This is a genomic window from Calothrix sp. PCC 6303 (assembly GCF_000317435.1).
In the GTDB taxonomy this organism is placed as follows: Bacteria; Cyanobacteriota; Cyanobacteriia; order Cyanobacteriales; family Nostocaceae; genus PCC-6303.
The window spans coordinates 3,866,908-3,892,411 of the sequence record NC_019751.1; the positions used below are offsets into that span (position 1 = coordinate 3,866,908).

Annotated in this window: 20 protein-coding genes and 1 pseudogene; 10 read left to right on the top strand and 11 right to left on the bottom strand. The window is 39.8% G+C overall.

What is annotated here, in order from left to right; translation table 11 throughout:
- Positions 1-82: 82 nt before the first annotated feature.
- Complete coding sequence (locus CAL6303_RS15950) at positions 83-868, top strand: FHA domain-containing protein (RefSeq protein ID WP_015198844.1); 786 nt, start codon at positions 83-85, stop codon at positions 866-868.
- 94 nt (positions 869-962) lie between these two features.
- Here CAL6303_RS15950 and dacB read toward each other — a convergent pair whose 3' ends face one another.
- Complete coding sequence (dacB, locus tag CAL6303_RS15955) at positions 963-2,444, bottom strand: D-alanyl-D-alanine carboxypeptidase/D-alanyl-D-alanine-endopeptidase (protein WP_041740668.1); 1,482 nt, start codon at positions 2,442-2,444, stop codon at positions 963-965.
- Between the two features lie 202 nt (positions 2,445-2,646).
- On the opposite strand from dacB, the gene CAL6303_RS15960 reads away from it, so the two are divergent.
- Complete coding sequence (locus CAL6303_RS15960; protein WP_015198846.1) at positions 2,647-3,987, top strand: IS4 family transposase; 1,341 nt, start codon at positions 2,647-2,649, stop codon at positions 3,985-3,987.
- 308 nt (positions 3,988-4,295) lie between these two features.
- Here CAL6303_RS15960 and ilvB read toward each other — a convergent pair whose 3' ends face one another.
- Positions 4,296-6,137, bottom strand: a complete 1,842-nt coding sequence (gene ilvB, locus CAL6303_RS15965; protein WP_238993831.1) for a biosynthetic-type acetolactate synthase large subunit — start codon at positions 6,135-6,137, stop codon at positions 4,296-4,298.
- Between the two features lie 174 nt (positions 6,138-6,311).
- Here ilvB and CAL6303_RS15970 point away from each other — a divergent pair, with 174 nt between their 5' ends.
- Entirely contained in the window at positions 6,312-6,890 is a 579-nt protein-coding gene (locus CAL6303_RS15970; protein ID WP_015198848.1) for a carbonic anhydrase, read from the top strand.
- Between the two features lie 132 nt (positions 6,891-7,022).
- On the opposite strand, the gene hisB is transcribed toward CAL6303_RS15970, so the two are convergent.
- Positions 7,023-7,652 carry an imidazoleglycerol-phosphate dehydratase HisB gene (gene hisB, locus CAL6303_RS15975; protein ID WP_015198849.1) on the bottom strand — a complete coding sequence of 210 codons (630 nt, stop codon included), beginning with the start codon at positions 7,650-7,652 and terminating at the stop codon, positions 7,023-7,025.
- 84 nt (positions 7,653-7,736) lie between these two features.
- Here hisB and CAL6303_RS15980 point away from each other — a divergent pair, with 84 nt between their 5' ends.
- On the top strand, positions 7,737-8,546 hold the full coding sequence (locus CAL6303_RS15980) for a hypothetical protein (protein ID WP_015198850.1): 810 nt from the start codon (positions 7,737-7,739) through the stop codon (positions 8,544-8,546).
- A gap of 175 nt (positions 8,547-8,721) precedes the next feature.
- Here the strand turns inward: CAL6303_RS15980 and CAL6303_RS15985 are convergent, their stop codons facing one another.
- The 5 genes and pseudogenes from CAL6303_RS15985 to CAL6303_RS30805 form a co-directional block, all read right to left on the bottom strand.
- Positions 8,722-8,982, bottom strand: a complete 261-nt coding sequence (locus tag CAL6303_RS15985; protein ID WP_015198851.1) for a type II toxin-antitoxin system RelE family toxin — start codon at positions 8,980-8,982, stop codon at positions 8,722-8,724.
- Positions 8,979-9,176 carry a DUF2281 domain-containing protein gene (locus CAL6303_RS15990; protein WP_015198852.1) on the bottom strand — a complete coding sequence of 66 codons (198 nt, stop codon included), beginning with the start codon at positions 9,174-9,176 and terminating at the stop codon, positions 8,979-8,981. The genes CAL6303_RS15985 and CAL6303_RS15990 overlap by 4 nt, the downstream gene beginning before the upstream one ends.
- 253 nt (positions 9,177-9,429) lie before the next feature.
- Positions 9,430-9,606, bottom strand: coding sequence for a hypothetical protein (locus CAL6303_RS30395; protein ID WP_158333161.1), 177 nt, complete (start codon positions 9,604-9,606; stop codon positions 9,430-9,432).
- A 2-nt stretch (positions 9,607-9,608) separates the two neighbouring features.
- A complete protein-coding gene (locus tag CAL6303_RS30800) occupies positions 9,609-10,952 on the bottom strand; it encodes a S8 family peptidase (protein WP_203225979.1) in 1,344 nt (447 codons plus the stop codon).
- 606 nt (positions 10,953-11,558) lie between these two features.
- Positions 11,559-12,302: pseudogene (locus CAL6303_RS30805) on the bottom strand (CAP domain-containing protein); the annotation flags it as partial.
- 654 nt (positions 12,303-12,956) lie between these two features.
- Between CAL6303_RS30805 and CAL6303_RS16000 the strand changes: the two are divergent.
- The gene (locus CAL6303_RS16000) at positions 12,957-14,138 is read left to right on the top strand and encodes an RtcB family protein (protein WP_015198855.1); all 1,182 of its coding nucleotides are present in this window, start codon (positions 12,957-12,959) and stop codon (positions 14,136-14,138) included.
- 276 nt (positions 14,139-14,414) lie between these two features.
- On the opposite strand, the gene CAL6303_RS16005 is transcribed toward CAL6303_RS16000, so the two are convergent.
- On the bottom strand, positions 14,415-16,685 hold the full coding sequence (locus CAL6303_RS16005; protein ID WP_015198856.1) for a transglycosylase domain-containing protein: 2,271 nt from the start codon (positions 16,683-16,685) through the stop codon (positions 14,415-14,417).
- A gap of 462 nt (positions 16,686-17,147) precedes the next feature.
- On the opposite strand from CAL6303_RS16005, the gene CAL6303_RS16010 reads away from it, so the two are divergent.
- Complete coding sequence (locus CAL6303_RS16010; RefSeq protein ID WP_015198857.1) at positions 17,148-17,843, top strand: hypothetical protein; 696 nt, start codon at positions 17,148-17,150, stop codon at positions 17,841-17,843.
- 281 nt (positions 17,844-18,124) lie between these two features.
- Here the strand turns inward: CAL6303_RS16010 and lspA are convergent, their stop codons facing one another.
- A complete protein-coding gene (gene lspA, locus CAL6303_RS16015; protein WP_015198858.1) occupies positions 18,125-18,601 on the bottom strand; it encodes a signal peptidase II in 477 nt (158 codons plus the stop codon).
- Positions 18,602-19,149: 548 nt separating this feature from the next.
- The gene (locus CAL6303_RS16020) at positions 19,150-19,737 is read right to left on the bottom strand and encodes a biotin transporter BioY (protein WP_015198859.1); all 588 of its coding nucleotides are present in this window, start codon (positions 19,735-19,737) and stop codon (positions 19,150-19,152) included.
- Between the two features lie 655 nt (positions 19,738-20,392).
- Here CAL6303_RS16020 and pstS point away from each other — a divergent pair.
- From pstS to pstB, 4 genes are all read left to right on the top strand, one after another.
- A complete protein-coding gene (gene pstS / locus CAL6303_RS16025) occupies positions 20,393-21,583 on the top strand; it encodes a phosphate ABC transporter substrate-binding protein PstS (protein WP_015198860.1) in 1,191 nt (396 codons plus the stop codon).
- 515 nt (positions 21,584-22,098) lie between these two features.
- Positions 22,099-23,049 (top strand): phosphate ABC transporter permease subunit PstC, encoded by a 951-nt coding sequence (gene pstC / locus CAL6303_RS16030; RefSeq protein ID WP_015198861.1) that lies wholly within the window; start codon positions 22,099-22,101, stop codon positions 23,047-23,049.
- 23 nt (positions 23,050-23,072) lie between these two features.
- On the top strand, positions 23,073-23,966 hold the full coding sequence (pstA, locus tag CAL6303_RS16035) for a phosphate ABC transporter permease PstA (protein WP_015198862.1): 894 nt from the start codon (positions 23,073-23,075) through the stop codon (positions 23,964-23,966).
- A gap of 108 nt (positions 23,967-24,074) precedes the next feature.
- Entirely contained in the window at positions 24,075-24,881 is an 807-nt protein-coding gene (pstB, locus tag CAL6303_RS16040) for a phosphate ABC transporter ATP-binding protein PstB (RefSeq protein ID WP_015198863.1), read from the top strand.
- Positions 24,882-25,504: the final 623 nt, after the last annotated feature.

Consider the following 25,504-nt stretch of genomic DNA (forward strand, 5'->3'; position numbering starts at 1 on the left):
TAGCTATAGTTTCGTTATGCGATATTCGTCATCGCATAATGGAAGCAAGATCAGATGTTGATTTATATAAATAACTATAGATATGACCAGTAGCAGCGAATTAGATTTAGAGCTATTTCATATTCAAAGTAGCAGTAGATTCAAATTATTTGGCAATCAAGGCATAATTCAAATTGGCAAACAAGGTGAAGAAATTCCATCCAATATAGATGTAACTCACTTACCTCACAGCGATATTGTGTCGCGGATTCATGCCCAAATTAAAATAGAAGCAGATAGTTATTATTTAGTCGATCCAGGTAGTACAAATGGGACATATTTAAATCATTTAAAACTGGAAATTGGAGAACGCTACCCATTAAAATTAGGCGATATCATATCACTAGGTAAAGAAGAAAAAGTCAGCTTTATTTTCCAAAACCACCAAAACCCGGAATCAACAAAAACTATAGCATCGCAGGCAACAGTTTTTCAACCAAAACTTGCCAAATATACCCAAACAAATCAAGTCAACAAAACTAACAGACTTGTGGGTTTAGCATTAATGGTTGCATCAGTAATTATCATTGCCGCAAACACCAAAATCGGAATTTTTGTCAGAATTCCCGGTGTACTACTATGCATAGCAGGAGCAGTATTTTTATTTCAACGTCGCTTTAATCAAAACTGGGGATGGTTACTAATTGCCGCAGGAATTGCGATCATTTTATTCACCGCAAACATCTTCGCTTCCGTCAACTTATTAGCAATCATTGCTGCTGTCGGATTATTCCTAGCTGGATATAAACTCAACACCACCGGAAAAATTCTCGGTTACAGCTTACAAGACTTACAGAAATTACTCAACAAAAAACTTCGCAAAAAATAAAAAACCTATCAAAAATACTCTGCGTTTCTTTGCGTTAAAAATTTTTAATTCAGGATTTTAACAGAGACGTGATATATCACGTCTCTACAACAATTTAGCACCTTTTCAACTGCGTTAAAATCACTACCATATCATCAATAGCTTGACGTAAAACAGTAGCAGGTTGCTCAGTTTGATTCACAATAATGCTAAATGCAAGCTGCTCATAATTTGCTGCATTCACATAACCAGAAAGAGAAACGACACCTCCAACAGTTCCCGTTTTTGCTAAAACAATCCCCTCAGCAGTAGTTCCACGAAATCTAAACTTTAACGTTCCAGTTTTCCCGGCAATTGGTAAAGAAGCTCGATATACACCAATATTAGGAGATTTTGCCATTCCCCGTAATGTCTGTACCAGTGCTTCTGGACTAATTAAATTTTTGCGAGATAAACCAGAACCATCAACAATAAAATAACCTGCTTGATTAACTCCCATTTGAGTTAAAGTTGTTTTCAAAACTTCCAAACCTAAACCTGAAGTTGTTTGTTGAGGTTTTCTGGTTTGTTTCACCGCTAATGCATTCAGCAGTGATTCTGCATACAAATTATTACTATTAATATTAGTTTCTGCCACCAACTGTGACAATGGTGGTGATTGAATTGCTGCAACTTCCTGTTGTGTAGTTCCCCCAGTTTCCACAGCAGTTGTACCCAAACTTACACCTTCAGCAGCTAAAGCGGTACGCAAACGACGTAAAAAGAAGTAATTGGGATCAACTACAGGCAAAGTTAACCTAAAAGGATTAGCATTAGCTGCAAGTTTTCCTTGAACTTTCAGGATATTTCCCGACAAATCACGACTCACACCCAAATCAGTTGCTTGATTATTCGCTGCGGTTGTAGATAGGTTGAGAATTTTCCAGATTCCTGCTTCGTTAGGTTCCACCCAGGAAATTTGTAATGGTTTACCAACCGATTGGGGTACAAGTCGAATATTAAAAACATTCTCATTGACGATGAAACTACCAAAAGGTGCGCCATAATTTGATTGGAGATCTTCCCATTGCCAACTAGGTATAACTACATCACCAAAAACATAGCTGTCATCAGCAATGAGTTTTTTGATATTGATAATACCCTTAGCTTTGAGTTGTCTTCCTAATTCCCGAAGTTGTGCATCTTTAATACTGGGATCTCCCCTACCTACAACTCGAAAAACTCCATTTCCCTGTTGATAAATTGAGGTGCGAAACCGGAAATTTGCTCCTAATTGTTGGAGTACAGCGGCAGTTGTGAGTAATTTGGTATTAGAAGCAGGTGTAAAATATTTTTGAGCATCACGACTATATAGGGTTTGTCCAGACGCTAAATTTTGTACTAAAATACCCCAACGAACACGACTAAATACAGTGCGATTCACAACACTATCGATATTAGTTGCTAGTTGGGCTGGACAAATGGATTTAGGTGTGTTTAGTGGTGCAACTGGTGTGGGTGTTGTACTTGGTGGGGCAGTTTGAGCAAGAGCGTTTTTGCTTAAGCCCAGAAACTGGCTACCCACTAAAAGTAGTAATAGAGACAGAGGTCTAATCATCATGAATTGGTAGGGTAAGGAAAATTACCTGGTATTGAAAGATTTTCCTATAAATTTGCTACACAAATCATTTTGCCAGACAAATATCTTTTATCTTTCAATACCTTCGCCAAAGTAAGAGGATGAAGAGGAAGAGGTAGGGCGTTTCGTAGTAGAGTTATTGTCTCTCACAACGACAACTCAAAAACCACTATGTGCGCCCATGTTTGACATTTTATCATTGTTACAGTGCTTCCTGCCGCAGATAAATGCTACAACGATGAAGCAATTGAACCAAATAATCTTGGCAATGTTAGCGATGAGCGGGCGAGTCACTATGTTGGGAATTTCTCGTTGGACAGGTAGTGGTGGTAGTTATCGGACGATGTTGAGATTTTTTCATACGGTAATCCCTTGGGCGACATTGTTTTGGCTATTTTTCCGCAAGCATTTGTTCCGTGCGAATGAGGTGTATTTACTTGCAGGAGATGAAGTTGTAGTAAGTAAATCCGGGAAAAAAACTTATGGGTTGGATAGATTCTTTTCCAGCCTAGTAAGTAAGCCAATATCAGGGCTATCTTTCTTTACATTATCATTAGTAAGTGTTGAACAAAGGCACTCATTTCCAATTCAGGTAGAACAGGTGATAAAGAGCGATATAGAAAAAAGTAGCGTATCGTTAAGACCAGAAATAAAAGCCAAAGAAAAACATGGACGTGGACGACCAAAAGGGAGTAAAAATAAAAACAAGACCGAAGTAATTCTCACGTCTGAATTACTCAGAATTAAGAAGATGATTAATGAGCTAGTCAAGCTGGTAGCTAACTTTATTCCACTGACTTACTTAGTCTTAGATGGTCATTTTGGAAACAATAATGCTTTGCAGATGGCTCGACAGGTCAACTTACATATAATTTCCAAGTTACGCCACGATTCAGCATTATACATACCTTACCAAAATCCTGACCCTAATCATCGTTCACGCCGTAAATACGGAGATAAACTAGACTGGCGTAATATTTCTGATGAATATTTGCGTCAAAGTAGTATCGAAGAGGATATCCAAACCGATACTTACCAAGCTACTTTACTGCACAAAGAATTTGCCCAGTCACTGAATGTAGTTATTTTGGTGAAAACAAATCTGAAAACTAATGCTCGCAGTCACGTAATTCTGTTTTCTAGTGACCTAAAGTTGTCATCTGAGAAAATAATTGACTACTACAGACTACGCTTTCAGATCGAGTTTAACTTCCGTGATGCCAAGCAATTTTGGGGATTGGAAGACTTTATGAACATCGGTCAAACTGCGGTGACTAATGCTGCTAATCTAGCATTCTTTATGGTTAATTTATCTCATCATCTTCTCGCTGATTTCCGCATCCTGAATCCTGACTCCGGCATTATTGATCTTAAGGCTCATTATCGTGGCTTTCGATATGTCCATGAGATCTTAAAAATGCTTCCAGAAATCCCTGAGCCTATTTTATTAACCCGGATTTTTGCCAAGCTTACTTCTTTAGGGCGTATTCATCACGTTTCTACGGGCGTTGAATCCTCTTAATTTGGCAGAGGTATTGATCTTTTAATTAGGAATAGCAGAAAATAAACTAACAAATAAACAATGGTGCGTTACGGACTATCGTCCTCTAGCGTGTGCTTTGCACTTAGCCATGCCCGGAGGGCTTTACACACCCTACGAACATCGATACTGTGTTATTCACCAATCATCTAAATCATGACTGTTCAGCGTTAACTAATGTTAGAGGTGTGTTACGGACTTATCGTCCTAACACACCCTACAAACATCGATACTGTGTTATGCACCAATCATCTAAATGATGTCTGGGAACTGTTCGCTGTTCACTGATTTTAAAGTTTTGTCCCGCACTCTGGACAAAAATTGTTTAGTGCCGTATTTTTTGCACCACAGTTGCTACAGAAAATTGGCTCATCTCCAGGTTTTGGCATCTGTTTCGGTAAACCGATCATTTGGGCGTTGCTTTTCCCTGGGGCTACCATAGGATAACAATTTTCATCCCTAGTAACGCGGACATCCATCACAACCGGACCTGGATGGGCTAACATCTCGGTGATTGCTGCGGCTAAGTCTTCCCGTTTGTTAACGATCATGCCTTTGATACCGTAAGCCTGGCACAATAATTCTACGTCTGGCATTCCCACTTCCATATTGGAACTGGAATATCTTTCACCATAAAAGGCTTGTTGCCATTGCCGTACCATCCCCTGCCAGCCGTTATTTAGGATTATTGTCTTGACCGCTAGGTTGTATTGTGATAAAGTCCCCAGTTCTTGTAAACACATTTGGAAACTAGCATCACCACTGATACAAACTACATCTTCATCTGGGAATGCAGCCTTTGCACCCATAGCGGCGGGAACACCAAAGCCCATTGTTCCTAAGCCAGCGCTGGAAATCCAACGACGGGGACCGTTTTTGAGGAATTGTGCCGCCCACATTTGATGTTGTCCCACATCAGTAGTGTAGAATGCATGGGGTGCTTGATTAGCAACTTCCACAATGACTTCTTGGGGAGAAATACTGTCAGCATGGTGGGGAACAACTAGGGGGAAATCTTCTTTCCAACGGTTGATTAGGTTGAGCCACTCTTGGGTTTGCTTGGCAGTACTTTTAATTCCTGTTTCCTTGCAACGCTTCAATAAGTCTTTGAGAACTTTTTTGACATCGCCAACGATGGGGACTTCGGGAACACGATTTTTCCCAACTTCAGCGGGATCAATATCGATATGGATGACTTTCGCGCGGGAGGCGAATTCATCTAGTTTACCTGTAACCCGGTCATCAAAGCGAGCGCCAACGCAGATTAGGAGATCGCAATCGGTAACGGCGAAATTGGCATAGGCGGTGCCATGCATTCCCAACATGCCGACAGATAGGGGGTGATGTTCATCAAAAGCACCAATTCCCATCAAAGTGGTGGTGACAGGCATATTGAACAACTCAGCTAGTTGTTGAATTTCCTCATGGGCGTTGGATGCGATCGCGCCACCGCCAACATACAATAATGGGCGGCGACTTTCTTTAATTAACTGCAATGCTGCATTGATTTGACGAGGATTTCCCTTAACTGTGGGGCGATATCCCGATAGTTTTACTGTACCCGGTTCTACAGGGATATAATCAAACTCTTCTAAGGCGACATCCTTGGGAACGTCAATTAGTACAGGTCCTGGTCTACCAGTACTTGCAATGTAAAATGCTTCTGCCACAATCCTAGCAATATCAGCAGTATCACGGATAATGTAGGAATGTTTTACTATTGGCAGCGTAATCCCATAAATATCGGTTTCTTGGAAAGCATCAGAACCAAGCACTGGTCTTCCTACCTGTCCGGTGACAATCACCATAGGGATGGAATCCATGTAAGCGGTGGCGATACCTGTAACTAAATTGGTTGCGCCTGGTCCAGATGTACCAAAGCACACACCTACTTTACCTGTAGCACGGGCATAACCGTCGGCAGCATGTGCTGCTCCTTGCTCATGTCTGACTAGAATGTGTTTAATAATACTTCCAGCGCTTTCTACCTTATATAGATCATCGTAAATAGGTAAAATCGCGCCACCAGGATAACCAAAAATATATTCAACGCCGTGACGCTCTAAACTATCAAGTAGAGCAAAACCACCTGATGCCCGTTTCGGCTGCTGATTAGAAGCCACAGGGGGAATATTCGACTGGGTAAGATCGGGACTTTCCGGAGAACCAACTTGTTGGGAACGCGAGCGCACTGTTTAACCTCACGCGACAGCTAAAATAGTGAAATTATGTATCTAATACTTCATTTTAGCTTAATAGCGATCGCGTTGACCAACTGTTGACCAATTAATTGAACAGTAAATAAAGTGGAAAATTCTCCCAATCCATCAAAAACCACACAATGTCCGTGTTGTCATTCCTCAGCTAGTCGTCGTGATTTCCTGAAATCTTTCTTACCTGGAGCATTCGCCCTGACTATTTTACAATCAGCAGCATCCGCAAAGGCAGCAACTGTTAAACCTCAAGCTTTAGTGCTTAGTTGTATTGATTTTAGGTTTTTTACAGCAGAACGTTTGTTTTTATCAAAGAAACATCTGTGGGGTGAATATGATTGGACAGCTTTAGCAGGTGCTTCCCTGGCTATAAGCGGCTTTCCCCACCCATCTGATGCAGAAGCATTTTGGGATCAGTTAGATTTATCCTATCGATTACATCAAATTAAAAAAGTAATTGTGATCGATCATCAAGACTGTGGTGCCTATGCAAGTATGATCGATCCTAACTTAAGCAAGGATCCACAAAGAGAGTTAGAAGTACACACAGATTATTTAAACAGAGCTTTTGATTTAATAAGCGATCGCTATTCAAATCTAGAAGTAGAACTATATTTCGCAACCCTCAACAAAGCGGAATTTCAGCCTGTTTTACGCAAAATTCCCAGTTAGCCCACCCAAAACTAGCAATCCGAGAAACCCGGTTTTTCCTGGCACCGCGACAACCCTGGGCAGCAGATTTTGAGATTGCTTACTTACGTCGCAATGATCTAAAAAAAATAAAACCGGGTTTCTCGCAGAATGTTAAATCATCCCTTTGGAACTGGGAATCGCACCAGCACGACGGGGATCAACTTCTACAGCCATTCGCATCGCCCTAGCAAAGGCTTTAAATGTAGCTTCGATGATATGATGAGAATTAATGCCATCGAGTTGACGAATATGCAGCGTTGTTTGGCTGTGATTAATAATTGCCACAAAAAACTCTCGAACTAACTGCGTATCATAGGTACCAACACGTTGGGTTGGAATTTGCAATCCATAGCTAAGGTGGGGTCTGCCAGAAAAATCTAAAGCAACCTGTACCAGCGCTTCATCCAAAGGTGCGAGAAAATTCCCGAAGCGAACAATACCTTTGCGATCGCCTAATGCTTGATGTAATGCTTGCCCCAAGGTAATACCTACATCTTCATTGGTGTGATGATCATCTATATGTAAATCTCCAGTGGCACGAACATCTAAGTCAATCAGTCCATGGGAGGAGATTTGATGTAGCATGTGATCCAAAAATGGGATTCCAGTTGCTGCATGACAAACGCCCGTGCCATCTAAATTAATGCTAACTTGAACATCAGTTTCACCTGTAGTACGACTAACGGAAGCGACACGGGGGGAAACACTAGAGGTATGAATTTGAGAAGTCAGGGTTTGCATAATTATTTTATTTATTTGGCTTGAGCGTTATCTGTGGGATACAGGATACCTTTTAGATTGTAAGATGCATCTTGACTTCGCTCAATGCTTAACCTTTTAATCTTCATTTTCAAGAGCGATCGCGCTTTATTATGGGTGGTAATGGAAGTGCGAAAGACTTTCGTCGCGCAAGCTTCGCATAAACCGCCAAACTCAACAAACGCGATCGCTATAAAAATTATGCCTAAAATTATTCAACCTCAAGATGTCACTCTTGCTGATTTAAAGGAAAAATTTAGCTTACAAAAGTCTACCGACGACAATTTTTTTGATGAATGTTTGGAGTATTTACCAGAACTGACGGATTTGGAAAAGCAATACTTAGAGCGTGTGAAAACAAACTATATTAGTTTAGTTGAAAATTCTCCGCTTTTAGAAGAAGCGGTAAAGTTAGTGGTTTTATCTCCATTACTGGATTTAGCCGGATTTTATCGTTCACCCTTTCAGATTGCAACGGAAGAACCAATAGAAATTAGTGAAGACATTGCTATTACAGATGATGAAGAAAACAATGGAATTCAAAAAGAAATAATTAAAGGCAGAATTGATGTATTAGTTTTATATAAACAGTTTTGGCTGTTGGTAATTGAGTCAAAAAGGACAAACTTTTCTCTACAAAAAGCAATCCCTAAAGCTTTGATATATATGCTTTCCAGCCCCAATTTAATTCAAAATCCACCAAAAAATGTTTATGGGTTTGTCACTAATGGTGAAGACTTTCAATTTTTAAAATTAGTGATTATTGACAATACACCAGTTTATGGTTTGTCAGATAGATTAACTTTATATAAACGAGAAAATGAATTATATGATGTTTTAATTTTACTGAAAAAACTAGGTCAAATGATTATATAGTGTATAGTTTACAATCGTAGGTATCGCACTCTGAATACAAAACGCGATCGCAGTAACTAAATGCAGGTTCGGTATCAGCGAGTGCGTAACCCAACATCAAGCCTACTAATAGTAACTTATCCACAAACAGAGAAAAGCGATCGCGTCAAACTTGTAACGCTAACTAAAACGTTGTTCAGAATCTATAGGCATCTCGACGATGTTTTACTTTCACCACTGTGACTAATAGGAAACTATCTTGTATTTCGTAAATTATTCGATATTTTTCCAATCTGACTCTGTATAAATTATCTGAACCTTCTAATTTTTTCACACCATCAGGACGAGGTTCAAAAGCAAGCTCTTCTAATTTGGCAACAACTTTCTGTTGAACATCAATAGGTAATTTTTTTATCTGTCTTTTTGCTGCTGGAGCAATTTCTACTTCGTAACTCACAAACCTAGTTCCCTTTTGAGTTCACCCAAGGAAATCGTACCAACTTCTTGTGCTTCTTTTAATGCAGCTTTGGCATCTTCTAAATCTTCTTTATCTTCTTTAGCTTTCAAAAATAGCAAAAAGTCCAATACCTCACATATAATTTCTTCTGGTACGTTTTCTATCTCTTCAATTATTTTTTGTTTGGCATTCATAAATTCGCCTTCATGCTGGTTGGCTCCATTATACAATCGCAGTTATCGGAGTCTTACTAACTCAGTCAAAAAACGCGATCGCATCAATCACAAGAGAGAGTTTTTGTTGGGCTTCGTCAAGCTTCCAGTTCATCTGCTTTCCTTGAAGAATACTGAATTATAGCCTAACGTAACCAGAAACGCGATCGCAGTAACTAAATGTAGGTTGGGTGGAGGCTTTGTGTAACCCAACATCAAGGCTACTAATAGTAACTTATCCACAAACAGAGAAAAGCGATCGCACTCTGTCAAAAACTAGATAAAAATGCGATCGCACTAGCAGATCGTGCATGAGAATGGAAATGCGATCGCACTCCGGATATAAAGGCGATCGCACTTTATTCTGTATGGTATGGAAACGCGATCGCAAACAATTAATCTTTAAAATCAAAGTTATTGAAGCAAGTGCTTTTTATCAAGATTCAATATTGTTTGAGGGTTTGCTGCGCTTTCTAACTGGATTTTTTGATAAAAGCTTGTAGACTGTAGCCAATTTATTGGATTTGCAAACATATTACCTTCCTTGAAAGAATAAACAGCGTTAAGGTCGGTCTTCAAATTAACGATCTTGGGGGTTGTTGAAGAAAAAGTGTTTTGATTGATACTATAAGCCAATGATGTTTTTGTGTTAACAGTGCTTGTACTCAGAGCATTGTTTGTAACAAAAGCAGAATTTTGTCCATTAAAAGCTGACTGCGTGACAATTTCCCGCACTCGACTATCTGATAAACTGCGATTAGCGCTCAACATCAGAGCCACAACCCCTGCAACGTGAGGTGCAGCCATAGAAGTACCACTCATAAAACTATATCCATTACCGGGTATAGTTGAATAGATACTAACTCCTGGTGCAGTTACATAAGCGAGTGGATTGGAACCAGCACGATTAGAGAAAGAAGCCATATTATTGTTTCTATCGACAGCACCAACTGCAATTCCCCATTTATCAGCATAACGAGCAGGAAAACCAGGTAATGTCAATCTATCATTTCCTGCTGCCATCACAACTATTACACCTTTACTGCTCGCATATTGTAATGCTGCTAAAATATCACTTGATGGGGAATTGCTACCCAAACTCATATTAATGACGTTAGCTCCATTGTTGACAGCATAGCGAATTCCTCCTGCAACACTTAAACTACTACCTCCCTCATTTCCGAGAACTTTCACCGACATAATTTTGGCATCATAAGCAATACCAGTAACACCAAAGTTATTTCTTACCCCAGCAATAGTTCCAGCAACATGAGTTCCATGACCATGAGTATCTAAAGTCTTGTTGTTTTTATCATGGAAATTCCAACCGTATACATCATCAACAAAGCCGTTTCCATCATCATCCTTACCATTTCCAATAATTTCTCGACTGTTAGTCCAGATATTTCCCTTTAAGTCAGTATGGTTGTAATCAACCCCAGTATCAAGAACTGCAACAACAATACCTTTACCCGTATATCCTTTTGCCCAGACTTCTGGTGCTTTGACTAAATCTGCACCCCAGTCATTTCCACCCAGGTTAGTTACATCCGCAAAGGTATTTTGACCAATTGCTTTAGCAACTGCTGCTGCTGCGTTGATTAAACCATAACCAGAGGTGGAATTATATGTTGATGTTGGTGGTGGAACAAGACTAAATTTTTGCTCAACAACATTACTGACAGCACCAGCTTTATCATAAGCAACAGCCCATAAACTATGATTCCCAGATGCAAGATTTAATCCTGCTAAATTCAATCCGTAATTAAATTGTCCCCAACGGTTATCCCAAGTGGCAGAAGTGACACTAAAAATATCTACCGTATCTAAAAATGTGCCATCTGCTCGTTTAATTTTGAAATCAACTCGATTAATATCAGTTGCACCATTAGCATCAAATACCCAACCATTATTAATTCTCAGGGTTTCGGTATTGGTGTAAGCAATTTTTTCAAGTCCAAATAGTAGGTTATTTGGTACGGCATTTGGGACGGTAAGATTAAATTGACGCTCAAAAACATTACTTAGCGCACCAGCTTTATCGTAAGCAACTGCCCACAAACTGTAATTACCAGTTGCCAAATTTAATCCTGCTAAATTCAAGCTGTAATTAAACTGTCCCCAACGGTTATCAGAAGTAGCAGGAGTGGTACTAAAAATATCTGCTGTGTCTACAAATGTGCCATTTGCTCGTTTGATTTTGAAATCAACTCGATTAATATCGGTTGCACCGTTACCGTCGAATACCCAACCATTACTAATTTTCAGGGTTTCGGTATTGGTGTAAGCAGTTTTTTCGAGTCCAAATTGTAAAGCAGTTGGTACTGTGTTAACAGGTTGTGAGGAAACACCAAAATTTTGCGTCCAATAGTTATTGTAATTAACTGCTCCCCTATCATTTGCAAGGTAGTAGTGACCAATTCCGATATCTTTGTAGTTGGCATTCAGGATATTAGCTTTATGTCCTGAGCTATTCATCCAGCCTTGAACAACGTCTTCAGGTGTTACGTATCCTGCCGCAATGTTTTCAGCAGCAGCAGAGAATTTATAGCCTGTAGCCGAAATGCGATCGCTAAACCGAGATCCATTAGCCCCCGTATGACTATAGTAGTCACGTAAAGCCATATCTTGACTATGACTTTGTGCTGCTTGGTTAAGTTGTGAGTTTAACTTCAAGGCTGATAGTCCAACCTTGGCTCTCTCTGCATTGGTTAATTCCAACACGCGATCGCTAAATGATGCCGCACTAACACCCAAGTTATAATTGGTATTCGCTCCCGCTCCTGGAAAAACACGAATGAAGTAATTCCCCGCATCTAAAGCTGTTTTAATCGATTCATTAGAAGTTCCAGTTAAATAAGAACTAGTAATAACTTCCCTGGAAACATCAAAAACCCCGTTGAAGTTTTTATCTTGAATAATCTGCACGTCTGCATTTGCGCTTAAACCACTAACAGCGAGGTTTAAACTAAGACGACTGCTGAGGCTAAAACTATAAATATCGTTTAAATCACTTGCACCGACAAAATCTGTAAATGTTTGTGTCGTGGATGTAAGGTTCAGCTTTCTCGCAGCACCCAAGGTATTCCCAGCATTATCCAAAGTCATATATAATCCTCTTTTTATTTTTTAAATCAATTAAAATTGCTAAAAATTAATCAAAAACCCAACAAACAGAGATTTTTTAGCGAAAATAGTTTTTATTTATATTCAATACTGGTATTTAATATTGCTTATTTGCCACAGTGCGGCTACGTATTTTATTTTTGAAGAGAAAATAAACTGAAAGCAATTTTTGTGAAGAGAGCGATTTTGTGCGGAAAATCAACTTAATCGCAACTTTATATATTTCTGGAAAACCTAAAATTAATAGACTATAGGAATCCTATTTGAATATTGTTGGCGTAGCCTGCGCTCCGCGCTTACAAAACTCAGTACAGTTTCTACTCACTACTCCCTCACCCCAACAGATAGATTCACAAACCAAACCGGATTCCTATATTTATAAATAGGTATAGTCATGGTTGACATAGATATCCATTGTGTATTACATTAATACTACATCTTGAATATACACATTTTGTTAACTAAAAAATATCAGTAAAATTCTGTATTTTGCTATCAATCGGTGAGATGATTTAGCTCATTAAAAATGGGTTTTACTTTTGCATATATAATTTATTTTCTTATCAAAAACTATGAAATAACAAACTAAAACTACACTCTAACTACAACTAATATAAATACGAAAAAACTAAAATCATGGCTTACGAAAAATTAGAACTTTCCAGCCCATCCCCTGTATTATCTTGGGCAAATCACCCCCTGGGTAGTGAAGAAACCAAGATGGCGAAAAATGTCGCATCCTTACCATTTGTATTCAAACATGTGGCATTGATGCCTGATGTTCACTTGGGTAAAGGTGCCTTAGTTGGTTCAGTTATCGCCACAAAAGAGGCAGTAATTCCGGCTGCTGTGGGTGTTGATATTGGTTGCGGGATGGCTGCAATTAAAACCCCATTTAATGGTGATCAACTGGAAGGTAAACTGAAGAAAATACGCTTAGATATTGAAGCAGCGATTCCCACTGGCTTTAATGAAAACCCTGATGTCGAAAAGACAGTTAGTAACTGGCAAAGATGGCGAGATTTCAACAACTTACACAAAGGTGTGCAAGATTTGGAAGTTAAAGCCATGCGACAAATGGGTTCACTGGGTGGGGGTAATCACTTCATTGAGGTGTGTCTCGACAGTGAAAATCAAGTTTGGTTGATGTTACATTCTGGTTCACGGAATATTGGGAATAAACTCGCCCAGTGCCACATCGGTACTGCCAAAGAGTTGGCGAAAATGGCAGGTAACAAATTACCTGATCCAGATTTGGCTTACTTTATTGCCGGAACAGATGAATTCAAAGCATATTGGCACGATTTACAGTGGTCACAAAATTACGCCAAAGTCAACCGTGATGTGATGATGGCAAGATTTAAGCGGATTGTTGAAAAACATGTAGCAGGTGGAAAACAAAGTAAACCTCTATTAGAGGTGAACTGTCACCACAACTATGCTGAGAAGGAAGTACATTTTGGCGAAGAGGTATATGTAACCCGCAAAGGTGCTGTTCGCGCACAAGAAAACGACTACGGCATCATACCTGGTTCAATGGGGGCAAAATCCTACATTGTTCAGGGTAAAGGCTGCGCTAATAGCTTTTGTTCTTGTAGTCATGGTGCTGGAAGGTTGATGTCCAGAACTAAGGCTAAAAATGTTTACACCCTAGATGATTTGGTGAAACAAACTGAGGGTGTGGAGTGCCGCAAAGATGAAGGGATTTTGGATGAAATTCCGGGTGCATACAAGTCAATTGAGGAAGTGATGAACCAACAATCTGACTTAGTGAAGGTTGTTGCTACTTTGAAACAGGTTGTATGCGTGAAGGGTTGATATCAGGTGATGGGATTCTGATAATCGTCAAATATCCTAGGACTTACGCATTGACAGAAAAATCAAAATGGTATGGTTTTCAGCGCTTAAAGCTTGTTTTTCTATTCCCCATCAAGGGACATAAACCAAGAAAGGGTAATTGGTAAAAGGAACCGAACAAGGGATCCACGTTAATACACACTATAGCCCTTTTGTACAGTGCGTAAGTCCTATATCCTTGAAAATAAGACTGTTGTGGAGACGTAGCAGTGCTACGTCTCTACAATCTGGTTTTACCTATTTAACTACTCTACCCATATAACTTCCCCACAACTGTGCAGCTTGGGCGCTACTACCATTCGTGGGTTTATTATCATCATTACCCAGCCAGATCCCCGTCACTAGGCGGCGATTGGGGACAAAACCAATAAACCACAGATCAACGTTTTTATCGGTGGTTCCTGTTTTCCCGGCTTCACCTTCACCAATGGCGGCACCACGACCTGTACCATTTGTAACTACTCCCCTAAGTAATCTTGTCATCGTATTTGCCACATCGGTTTTTAATACACGTCTATTTGCATCTGGATCTTGATCGTAGGAATAAATCACACGGCAAGTTTTCAAGTCCTTGCGATCCGGACAATCACTGCTGTCCAAAATCCTGCTAATGGCGTGAGGACGATTCCACATCCCATTGTTAGCAATAGCACCAAAGGAGCCAGTCATTTCCAGCACATTTACTACACTTTGACCCAAAACCAAGCCAGGTACAGGATCAAGTTGAGAGCGGACTCCTAAGCGTCGGGCTTCTTCCACCACTTTATCTAACCCTACTCTTTGGGCAATCCGCAAAGCAATGGGATTTTCTGATTGTGCTAAACCTGTAGCCAAACTCAAACTTGTTCCAGATCCAATACGGCAGGGTTTATAACGTGAGCCTTGCCAAACCAAAGGATCGCAGGAAAAGGAATCATTGGGAGAAATTCCCTTTTCAATAGCAGCAGTGTAGGCAAATATCTTAAATGTAGAACCAGGTTGGCGTTTTGCCTGAACGGCGCGATTGAATTGGCTTTTGGCATAGTCTGTTCCTCCTACCATCGCCAGGATTCCTCCGGTGCTGGAATCAAGTGTAACAATCGCGCCTTGAGAAAAATTAAAGTTAGCCCCCTCGGATCTAACGCTATTACGTAGTGAAGCTTCTGCTTGAGCCTGAATTGTTGGATCTAGTTGGGTTTCAATAATAAAATTACCTTCCCTGGCTAAATCAGCACCCAAAATGGTCTCTAACTCTTGAAATACATAGTTATAGAAGTATGGAGCGATAGTTTTTCTTTGTTGTTCGCAAACTTTAGGGCTAATGTCGATTGGCGATCGCCTAGCTTGATCGTACTTCTGTTTGTCGATCTTTCCCATCTCCAATAAGCGCCGCAAAACACGGTTACGGTACTCGATAGTTTGTAGTTTATTGCGACTATCTCCACACAAATCAAAACCGTTAGGTGCAGGTAGAATCGCCACCAAAGTCGAAGCTTCTGCCAAAGTTAGTTCTTTCGCCGATTTGTCGAAATAAAATTTACCCGCATCTTCAAATCCGTAGGTGTCAGCCCCTAAAAATACTCGATTCAGATAGGTTAGGAGAATATAATCTTTGCTGTAAAAGGTTTCTAGTTTCAACGCCACAACAGCCTCCCGGAACTTGCGTCCCAAAGAATCTTGCGCTCCCACATAGTCACGGAACAAACTTCGGGCTACCTGCTGGGTAACGGTACTTGCACCCTGCTGTACATCACCACTACGAGTATTAACAAACACTGCCCGTAACACCCCCAATGGATCTACACCAGGGTGCCAATAATAGCGACTATCTTCTGAAGCGACCACAGCATCAGCCAGATAAGGACCAAAATCGTCCAACCGCTTCATATCTATATGGGCGATATTTCTTGGTTCTCGCAAAGGGGTGACAGTATCACGGGCAGTAATTACGATCGGTGATCTTGTTGCCCCAGGAAGAGGATTTACTTTGAATTTAAGCCATTCAACACCAATTCCCAAAACCGCCAACGCTGCTAGACCACCTACCCCACAGACAGCCCAATTAGCGGCTTTGACATGTATTGGCGGTGGGTCAATGTACTGTAACCTAACTGAAGCTGCTAATTCCGCAGGTCCTAAAGTGAGAATATCACCATGACGTAATTCCAAGGAGTTAATCCGACGTTTGCCCCGGTAAATACCATTGGTGGAATTTTCGTCCTTGATAATAAAAACTGGTTTTCGCTGGCTAGAATCCCGTGATAAAGACAAGTGGATTTGACTCACCACCGGGTTGCGGACAACAATATCGCTAGATTTAGAGCTACGTCCAAGCATATAGCGATCGCCTAACAGCGGATAAACCTCAGCTTTATCTGCACCAGCATCTTGAACCCAAAGTTCCGGAACTCTGGCATTCGGCTTGAGCGCTAGTTTAGAAAAATCAACCCTAGCTTGAATTGTTTGCACTGCTTGAGTCAGTTGACCAAGCAAAGTTTGCGGCTTTTGAGGGGGTTGGGGGGAACTCATCGACTATTCACACCACGGTTTTTACTGAAGAATTGGGCGAGTTGCGATTGCGATGCCACTTTCCACCATTGTAATCACAAGCTTATCAAGACGTTAGTGATACGGAACTGTTCCCAATTCGATTTAACACCCAAATAATATATTGCAATTAAAGTTATATTGTGAGGATTGTTACATTTATATGCAGAGAGATTATTAACAATAATCGTCTCTCTATCTACCGACCAATTATAGGCTCCATCTTAGTTATTGCTAATTAAAACCTTAAGAAGTATATTTGATATTTGGTATCTAGACAAACTTTTAATTGACAAGTAATTGATTTAAATCCTACTTATATTTACTGAATTTCAAAACAGATGCATTTTTTCCAGCAATATACATCCCCATTTAGGCAGATTTTCTCAGCACTGTTCTTTGATTTAATGGGCAATTATTGTGTTCAGGTGTTGAGGTTTGATTATGAAGGGAAAATATTTTACTCTGATTGGAACTGCATTAACTTTGGCATTGTCTTCTAATATTGCTGTTGCTCAATCAACAAAATTTCCTGAGTTGCAAGTAAGTAAAGAAACCAAAAGTTCCCCTCAAGAAAAAGAACTAGCACCAGATGTCATGGAAATTTTATGCAAAAATTTCCCCCTAAACTCCCGTTGTCCAGGTGGTACAGCAGTTACACCAGTATCAGGTGATAGCAGCACACCAACCGTAGCTCCTTCCGATAGTGGTACTCAAATTGCTCCACCACCAGAAGCACCAGCACCTGAAGCTGTTCCTCCATCTTCTGCACCCGAAGTTCCCACAACCCCCGATAGTGGTGTCGCACCTATGACTCCCCCAGAGGGAACAGCTTCTCCTGAAAAAATTACCCCACTTCCAAGTACAGGTACTCCCGACGGAAGCACTTCCCCAGCACCAGAAGTTTCCCCAACTCCCGGTAGTGGTATCACACCCATGACTCCCCCATCAGGTTCCTCTGATGGTGATACCAACAAAATTACACCAGTTCCTAGCACTGACACACCTGATAGTGTGACTCCATCCAACAATTCGGTTACACCTGATACTACAGTTGAACCTAATGTAAATTCCCCTGCACCAAGTACACTTCCTAATTCTGGTTCGGAACTAGCACCCGCAGGTGGAATGAATAAGTAAAGCTGCAAAATGCTTTTAAAAGGTCTGCTTATTTCCGTCAAGCTGTATTAGTTTAACCGCAAGCAGTTTGTGATTTTGTGAGGGTAGGTTTTTCCTGCTCTCACGTTCATATAAGTAGGATCTGCGAAATAACTATCAAACATTTATTTATCAATATTTTCTTGATATCCTCCCCGCCGTAAATAGCTCATAGCTAACCCCTCGTAATATACCACCGGAGACTGTCTCAAAATATAGTCTCTTCCGTTTGGAAACGAAAAATAAAATTACTAATTTTTAACTTAATGTGACTTGTGTTTAGATGTTGGTGTTTTTTGAAAGCTACTAATCAGCAAACAAATAATTCCTACGTTAATAAAAATATCTGCAAAATTGAACACTGGAAAGTCGATCAGTTTAAAATCTAAAAAATCGACAACGTAACCTCGGATAAATCGATCAATTCCATTTCCCATCGCTCCACCAAGTATAAAACCATAGCCTAGCTCTTCCCAACGTCTCAGTGTTGGACCCAAACATGCCAGTAGGATCAACGCTATACTAACAGCTAGAGATAGCCAGCGTAACCACTCAACTTTACCTGATAAAATACTGAAAGCTGCACCTGTATTAGTGACGTAGGTAAAGTGAAATATTTCTGGTATAATTGCTGCTGTTTGTTGCACTTCAAATGTCTGGACAATCCAATATTTAGTTATTTGATCTAACACAAAAGTAGTAACGGCACATATCCAGAAGTCACGATTTTTTAAGTGCATGGTGAATTAGTCAACTATCGACAATCGGAAGTAAAGAGTCACTATTAAAATATTTTTTAATGTTAAAACTAATTAAACTTTCGATCTTTGCAACTATTAATTATACAGTAGTTTGTATTTTCATTGGATGTTAAGACAGACGCGATATGGGGTTGCATCCCAATTTTGATTCTTCGCTGAAATAATAAAATCTAAATATAGGACTCATATTTGATTTATGAAACACACGTAGTCTTCCGGATTTTGCTGCGTTAGGCTAAAGCCATAAGACATCCTACATATACTTAAATTTTTAAGTGCAAAGCACAGGCTACGCCAACAATAATCAAATCGTATTCCTATATATGGAAAATTATTAGATTTTGCGAAAACGGGATGCTCGCCGCGATAAGCTAAAACACATTCAAATTGTATTATCCAAAAAGATTAAACTCTTGTGGGATGAGCATTCTTGCCTGTCACACTACGTAAACTAGATGTGGAACAGCTTATCTTTCTTAATATATAGACAATTTCGTTTTTTATTTATATACTTTACCCTTTTTTACTTAGTAAAACATTATACGTCGTAATAACCATGCGACTAAAGAAACTGCACAAACTATAGAGGCTTGACCGGGCAATGGCAACCAAGAATGATTAATAATTGCCTGCATCAAAGATATAGTTTCCGTACCTTTCCATCGGAGAAAATAGCCAATAATCAAATAAATAATGCCACATATGTGGATGGTCAATAAGCCGCATAGGCAGCTGAAAGTCAGAGTTTCAAGCTGTGGTTTAGCTTTAAAGGCTAATAGTCCACAAATCCAAGCCCCTGGAATAAACCCTAAAAGATAACCAAATTGAGACAATTTAATATAACTAATACCACCACCATCGTAAAAAACTGGTAATATAGTTAAGCCCATCACCAAATAAGCTATCTGAGAAAGGGCACCAGCATTTTTACCACCTAAACAACCTACCAACAATACTCCAGCTATTTGATAGGTGACTCCAACATAAAGAGTCTGAATTCCATGTTGGCTCCAACTCCAGGGTAGAGTGGTGACATAGGCTTGTAAAAAAGTACCGCCTATAGTCAATAGTAAGCCAATCATAGACCATAGTAATTGATTTGATGCAGCCAACATTGATCAAATACTCATACACAACATAGTGACATGATGAACTTCTTTCCCTAAGGATTTTCTAATACAACATTTCTGATTTGTAACTCAGTTTTCAGGTATGTCAATAGCAAGAGTCATTTGTCTGATTGACATACCCTCTGGCTATAGATTTGGAATAATTTATTTTTTGCTGTTTCCTTTGAAGATAGAAGATCATATTTTAAGCTTTAATCTGACTAAAACAGCATATTTATCTGGCAACAAAATTTAATTTTGATGACTGATTAACTTGGTCATGGTCTTGCTGTTACAGTATAAACACTTATATTTTGGTCAAAAGGAATGCTTCTGTTCACTGATAAAACAAGATATTTTGAGGCGTTGTTGGTAAAAATTTAATTTTTTAATAGAGAGTATGTTTATGAATATGAAACATGGAATTAATGGTTTTACCTAGCTACCTAACAGAGCTTTCTGCCTACTGTGTATAGGTTTCAAGCTTTATTTACCTTGATAAATTTCATAAAATTAAATCTAGATATATGATAAGATTTATTAATAGTTATCTAGATAAAGTATATTTTTAAGTTCTTTTAACCTGTTCTTTACCTGGCTTTACCATTATACGCGATATTGTATGCTCTATAACTTCAAATTCTCTTGGTATAGCCAACCCATGCTTTTTCGTAACTGTAAGATTAATGTCGCTAGCCTGATGCGGACTGTCCCAGCTTTCGCTTTAACTCTAAGCTTAGTTGCTTGCGGTGGTGGCGAACAAGCAGCAAATAATACTTCATCTGGTGATGCAACCACTGGTGCTAAAGATGCAGCTGCATCTACATCTGGCAAAGTTGATTTTGGCGGTAATGTTTCTCTTGTCGGTGCAGGTGCATCCTTCCCTGCACCCTTGTATCAAACTTGGTTTCAAGGTTTGAATAAAAAGTTTCCTAGTTTACAAGTTAACTATCAATCAGTTGGTAGTGGCGCAGGCGTTGAGCAATTTATCAAAGGAACTGTAGACTTTGGTGCTAGCGATGTCGCTATGAAGGACGATGAAATAGCTAAAGTCCCAGCGGATAAAGGTGTAATGTTGCTGCCGATGACAGCAGGCAGTATTGTCTTGGCTTATAACTTGCCTGATGTTCCAGAATTAAAATTATCTCGTGCCTTGTATGCTGATATTTTGCTGGGTAAAATCAAATCTTGGGATGATGCAGCAATTGCCAAGCTAAATCCGGGTGCAAAATTACCCAAGCAAGCGATTACAGTTGTATATCGCTCTGATGGTAGCGGTACCACAGGTGTATTTACTAAGCACATGAGTGCTATTAGTCCTGAATGGAAATCAAAAGTTGGTGATGGCAAAACCGTGAACTGGCCCACAGGTGTTGGTGCTAAAGGAAATGAAGGCGTAACTGCCCAAATTACTCAGACCCAAGGTTCCATAGGTTACATTGAGTATGGTTATGCTAAACAAAATAAAGTTAGTTTTGCAGCCTTGGAAAATAAAGCGGGTCAGTATGTCATTCCTGATGACAAATCGGCATCGAAAACTCTGGAGTCAGTAGTATTACCTGCTAATATGCGTGCATTTATTTCAGATCCAGAAGGTGCAGAATCTTACCCAATCGTTAGTTACAGTTGGATCTTGGCTAACACAAAGTATGCAGATGCAGCCAAAGCTAAAGCTGTAGAAGCAATGATCGAATATGGGTTAACTGAAGGTCAAAAAGTGTCGCCAGAGTTAGGGTATGTTCCTCTGCCAGCAAATGTGGTTGCGAAAGTTGCGGCTGCTGCTGACCAAATTAGCCCCGATTATAAAATTGCTGTAACTGGAACTGGAAACACCAGTACTGCTGGAAAATAGCGGTAATTCGAGATTGAATGGTCGTAGTGAGAGGATCTTTGTGGTCAAAATATGATAGATTTTGAACCACAAAGATATCTAAGCTGAAAATTTAACCTTATACAGGTTTGTGAAATAAGTGAGAAGCTAAAACTAAATACTTTAAAACTAGTTACGACTTGTCTTTGTCAGGTTAAGATCATAGGTAGGAAAAGAGATAATTTTCCGATGTAAGAGCAAATAAAAATGGAAGCAGATATTGGTGCTGAGTTTTAAAATAAATCATTGAATTCCTTGTTAATTAATATCTGTGGCGAATTTTGTCAATAATTTGTATAAAATTATTTCCAACTGTGAATTGGAAGTTCTGAAGTGAGATTTTCTCCTAATCAAGGCTAAGGTTTCCGAAGACAAAAAGTGTTAGGTATGTGAGATGAGATAGTTTTTGCTGTCTTTTGCCATGTGTGGATAAATCTCCAAATATATGTTCCGAAAATGTCGTCAGACATATTATCAACTTGCTTTAGATCAACTTTATGAGTACAGCAATCCCAAATCGACAGTCATCGGTTCAACCACGTTCACAACTGGAAAAATCGGTAGATAGAGGTTTTATCTGGTTGACCCGTTTTTTCGCATTAGCGATCGCAGGTATATTATTGTGGATTACTGTTCAAGTCGCCATTCAAGCTTTACCCGCTATTCAGCAATTTGGATTAGGTTTTCTGGGTAAAAGCACTTGGAATCCAGTTAAGAGCGATTACGGTGTTCTACCTCAAATTTATGGAACTATTGTAAGTTCCGTGATTGGCTTGATGATATCGGTTCCCATTGGTATTGGCACTGCAATCCTACTAAGCGAAAACCTTTTACCGATACAAGTTCGCACTGTTTTGGTATTTTTAGTAGAACTCTTAGCTGCAATTCCTAGTGTGATCTATGGGATTTGGGGAATATTTGTTTTAGTACCGATTATTACCCCGATTGGAAAATTCCTGCATGAGAAACTAGGTTTTTTACCAATATTTGCTACTCCTCCCACAGGTCCAGGAATGATGGCAGCTGGGATTGTTTTAGCAATTATGACATTACCGATTATTACCGCTATATCCCGTGATGCTTTGATTTCGGTACCAGCAAGTTTGCGTCAAGCTGCTGTTGGTTTAGGGGCAACTCGCTGGGAAACCATCTTTCAAGTTATTATTCCTGCTGCTTTTTCCGGTATTGTTAGCGCGATTATGTTGGCATTGGGTAGAGCAATGGGGGAGACAATGGCTGTCACAATGCTGATTGGTAACTCCAATAATATCCAAGTTTCATTGTTTGCACCTGCCAATACAATTTCGTCTTTACTGGCAAATCAGTTTGGTGAGGCTAGTGGATTGCAGGTAGGGGCTTTAATGTATGCAGCACTGGTGTTATTTGTCATCACTTTGGTGGTCAATGTTTTGGCAGAGGTGATTGTGATGCGAGTCAAGCGAATATAGAAATAGGGTGAGTAAGATAGTATATGGCATCAAATTATTCTCAAGAAGCTTCGGGTGATCTTATGCGTGGTAGTCTCACCCGATCTCCTGCTTCACCTCGGACATTATTTAGTTCTGTGATGAGTGCGATCGCATTTCTTTGTGGAGCCTTATCACTAATACCTTTAATAGCTCTTCTTTCCTATGTTTTAATTCAAGGTTTTAGTAACCTGAATCTGGAAATATTTACCCAATTGCCACCACCTCCCTTAGTCAAGGGAGGTGGCTTCGGTAATGCTATTGTTGGTACCTTGATGACTGTAGGTATTGCTACCGCAATTAGCGTCCCTTTCGGTGTCATGGCAGCTATTTATGTAACTGAATTCAGCAAACCTCGACTTGCACGTAACATTCGCTTTGCCACTAACGTATTAAATGGTGTGCCTTCAATTATTGCTGGTGTATTCGCTTACGGGATTGTAGTGGCTACAACCAAAAGCTACTCAGCATTCGCAGGTGGTGTGGCGCTGGCAATCTTAATGTTACCCATTATTGTCCGCACCTCCGACGAAGCACTGCAATTGGTACCTAACGATTTGCGTCAAGCAGCCTTGGGAATTGGTGCCACCAACTTTCAGACTGTTGCCCAAGTTGTCTTACCTGCGGCACTTCCTGCCATTGTTACAGGTGCTACTCTCTCCATTGCTCGTGCAGCAGGTGAAACTGCTCCCATTCTCTTTACAGCTTTATTCTCCCAATTCTGGTCAAATAGCCCGTTCCAACCAACTGCTACCTTAGCAGTTCTGGTTTACAACTTTGCGATTTCTCCATTTAAAAATTGGCAATCTCTAGCTTGGGCTGCATCACTAATTTTAGTACTGATGGTTTTAGTTACAAGTATTATCGCGCGTTTAGCAGCAAGCCGCGTATCCCGTTAATTGAATTTCCAATAATTTCCCACAACTTCTAATAATCTCTGACAATCTGCAACAATCCCCTACAAAAAAAACAACCCCGGCTAAATACTCGGTAAAACACATTAATTTATGGCTACTAACATTCGCACCGTTAACGATACAGAAACAGTTTTACGTACAGAAGGATTAAACGTTTATTACGGTAATTTTTTGGCTGTGCGTGACGTTTGGATGGATATTCCCAAAAACAAGGTTACAGCCTTTATTGGTCCTTCTGGATGCGGTAAAAGTACCTTATTGCGCTGCTATAATCGCCTCAATGACTTGGTTGACAGTTTCCGAGCCGAAGGCAAAGTTTTCTACTATGGTGAAAATTTATATGCATCTCATATCGATCCGGTAGAAGTCCGCAGACGCATCGGTATGGTATTTCAGCGTCCGAATCCTTTTCCTAAGTCAATTTATGACAATATTGCCTTTGGCGCGAAAATTAATGGCTATAAAGGTGATATGGATCAGCTAGTTGAGCGTAGTCTCAAACAAGCTGCATTATGGGATGAAGTTAAAGATAAACTCCGTCAAAGTGGTAATTCATTATCTGGAGGACAACAACAACGTTTATGTATTGCCCGTGCAGTTGCCACTCAGCCAGATGTAATTCTCATGGATGAACCTTGTTCTGCACTTGACCCCATTTCTACATTGCGAGTTGAAGAGTTAATTCATGAGTTAAAGGAAGAATATACTATTGTTATTGTTACCCACAACATGCAGCAGGCTTCACGAGTATCTGATATGACAGCCTTCTTCAATGTTCAAACAGGAGAAAGAGGTGGTCGTACAGGCTATCTTGTTGAGTACGAACGCACAGAGCAAATTTTCCAAGATCCGCAGCAACAAGCAACTAAAGAATACGTTAGCGGCAAGTTTGGTTAAATTAAAATTTTGGTTATCGCAGAATTGCAATGATGCAGGTGTATTTTCGGTATACCTGTGTTTTTTTGTGCCTAAACATTGTTAACAAAACAATGAAAAAGATGCTTGGTAGGGACTTAGCAATGCTAAGTTCCCGGCATCAGATATATCGCAATGATTATTTGAATCGGTATAAGCCAAAAAGCTACCAAACCATATAGTACAGCAGTTTTTGATCAAAACCAACACGATACCCTCCTAGGGTATCGCCACACGGACAAAGCCTGCCTAGTCTAAGGCAAATAGAGAAGTAATTTAGAATCAGCCACACAGTCGTTGTGATAACAATCACAATCACGGATGATTGAGATCCTCTACCTTATATGTTCATCCTGGAATAATAATTATTAACTGAACTCTAGCCGAGTCATTAATAGGGAACACATTAAATCGCCGACAGTCTTTTTTAAAGACTGCCGGTTTTTTGTTTGGATTTCCAGTGATTTGCAAACCGATTTAAGTAGGTCGGGGTTGAAAATTGTAATTAGGGCAAGGCAGTAGGCAGTGGGGATAAGGGTTTAAAGCCAATTTACATTTTGTAACATAGTCCTGTTTATTTCTGCCGGCTTACTTACACCAATTCA

Excerpts from the sequence above, each read along its gene's own strand:
- CAL6303_RS15990 (WP_015198852.1), bottom strand. The coding sequence starts at position 9,176 with ATGAATGCCAAACAAAAAATAATTGAAGAGATAGAAAACGTACCAGAA.
- pstB (WP_015198863.1), top strand. The coding sequence starts at position 24,075 with ATGGCTACTAACATTCGCACCGTTAACGATACAGAAACAGTTTTACGT.
- CAL6303_RS15980 (WP_015198850.1), top strand. The coding sequence starts at position 7,737 with ATGCTTAACCTTTTAATCTTCATTTTCAAGAGCGATCGCGCTTTATTA.
- CAL6303_RS15960 (WP_015198846.1), top strand. The coding sequence starts at position 2,647 with ATGTTTGACATTTTATCATTGTTACAGTGCTTCCTGCCGCAGATAAAT.
- pstS (WP_015198860.1), top strand. The coding sequence starts at position 20,393 with ATGCTTTTTCGTAACTGTAAGATTAATGTCGCTAGCCTGATGCGGACT.
- CAL6303_RS16000 (WP_015198855.1), top strand. The coding sequence starts at position 12,957 with ATGGCTTACGAAAAATTAGAACTTTCCAGCCCATCCCCTGTATTATCT.
- CAL6303_RS15950 (WP_015198844.1), top strand. The coding sequence starts at position 83 with ATGACCAGTAGCAGCGAATTAGATTTAGAGCTATTTCATATTCAAAGT.
- pstC (WP_015198861.1), top strand. The coding sequence starts at position 22,099 with ATGAGTACAGCAATCCCAAATCGACAGTCATCGGTTCAACCACGTTCA.
- CAL6303_RS16010 (WP_015198857.1), top strand. The coding sequence starts at position 17,148 with ATGAAGGGAAAATATTTTACTCTGATTGGAACTGCATTAACTTTGGCA.
- pstA (WP_015198862.1), top strand. The coding sequence starts at position 23,073 with ATGGCATCAAATTATTCTCAAGAAGCTTCGGGTGATCTTATGCGTGGT.
- CAL6303_RS16020 (WP_015198859.1), bottom strand. The coding sequence starts at position 19,737 with ATGTTGGCTGCATCAAATCAATTACTATGGTCTATGATTGGCTTACTA.
- hisB (WP_015198849.1), bottom strand. The coding sequence starts at position 7,652 with ATGCAAACCCTGACTTCTCAAATTCATACCTCTAGTGTTTCCCCCCGT.
- lspA (WP_015198858.1), bottom strand. The coding sequence starts at position 18,601 with ATGCACTTAAAAAATCGTGACTTCTGGATATGTGCCGTTACTACTTTT.
- dacB (WP_041740668.1), bottom strand. The coding sequence starts at position 2,444 with ATGATTAGACCTCTGTCTCTATTACTACTTTTAGTGGGTAGCCAGTTT.
- CAL6303_RS16005 (WP_015198856.1), bottom strand. The coding sequence starts at position 16,685 with ATGAGTTCCCCCCAACCCCCTCAAAAGCCGCAAACTTTGCTTGGTCAA.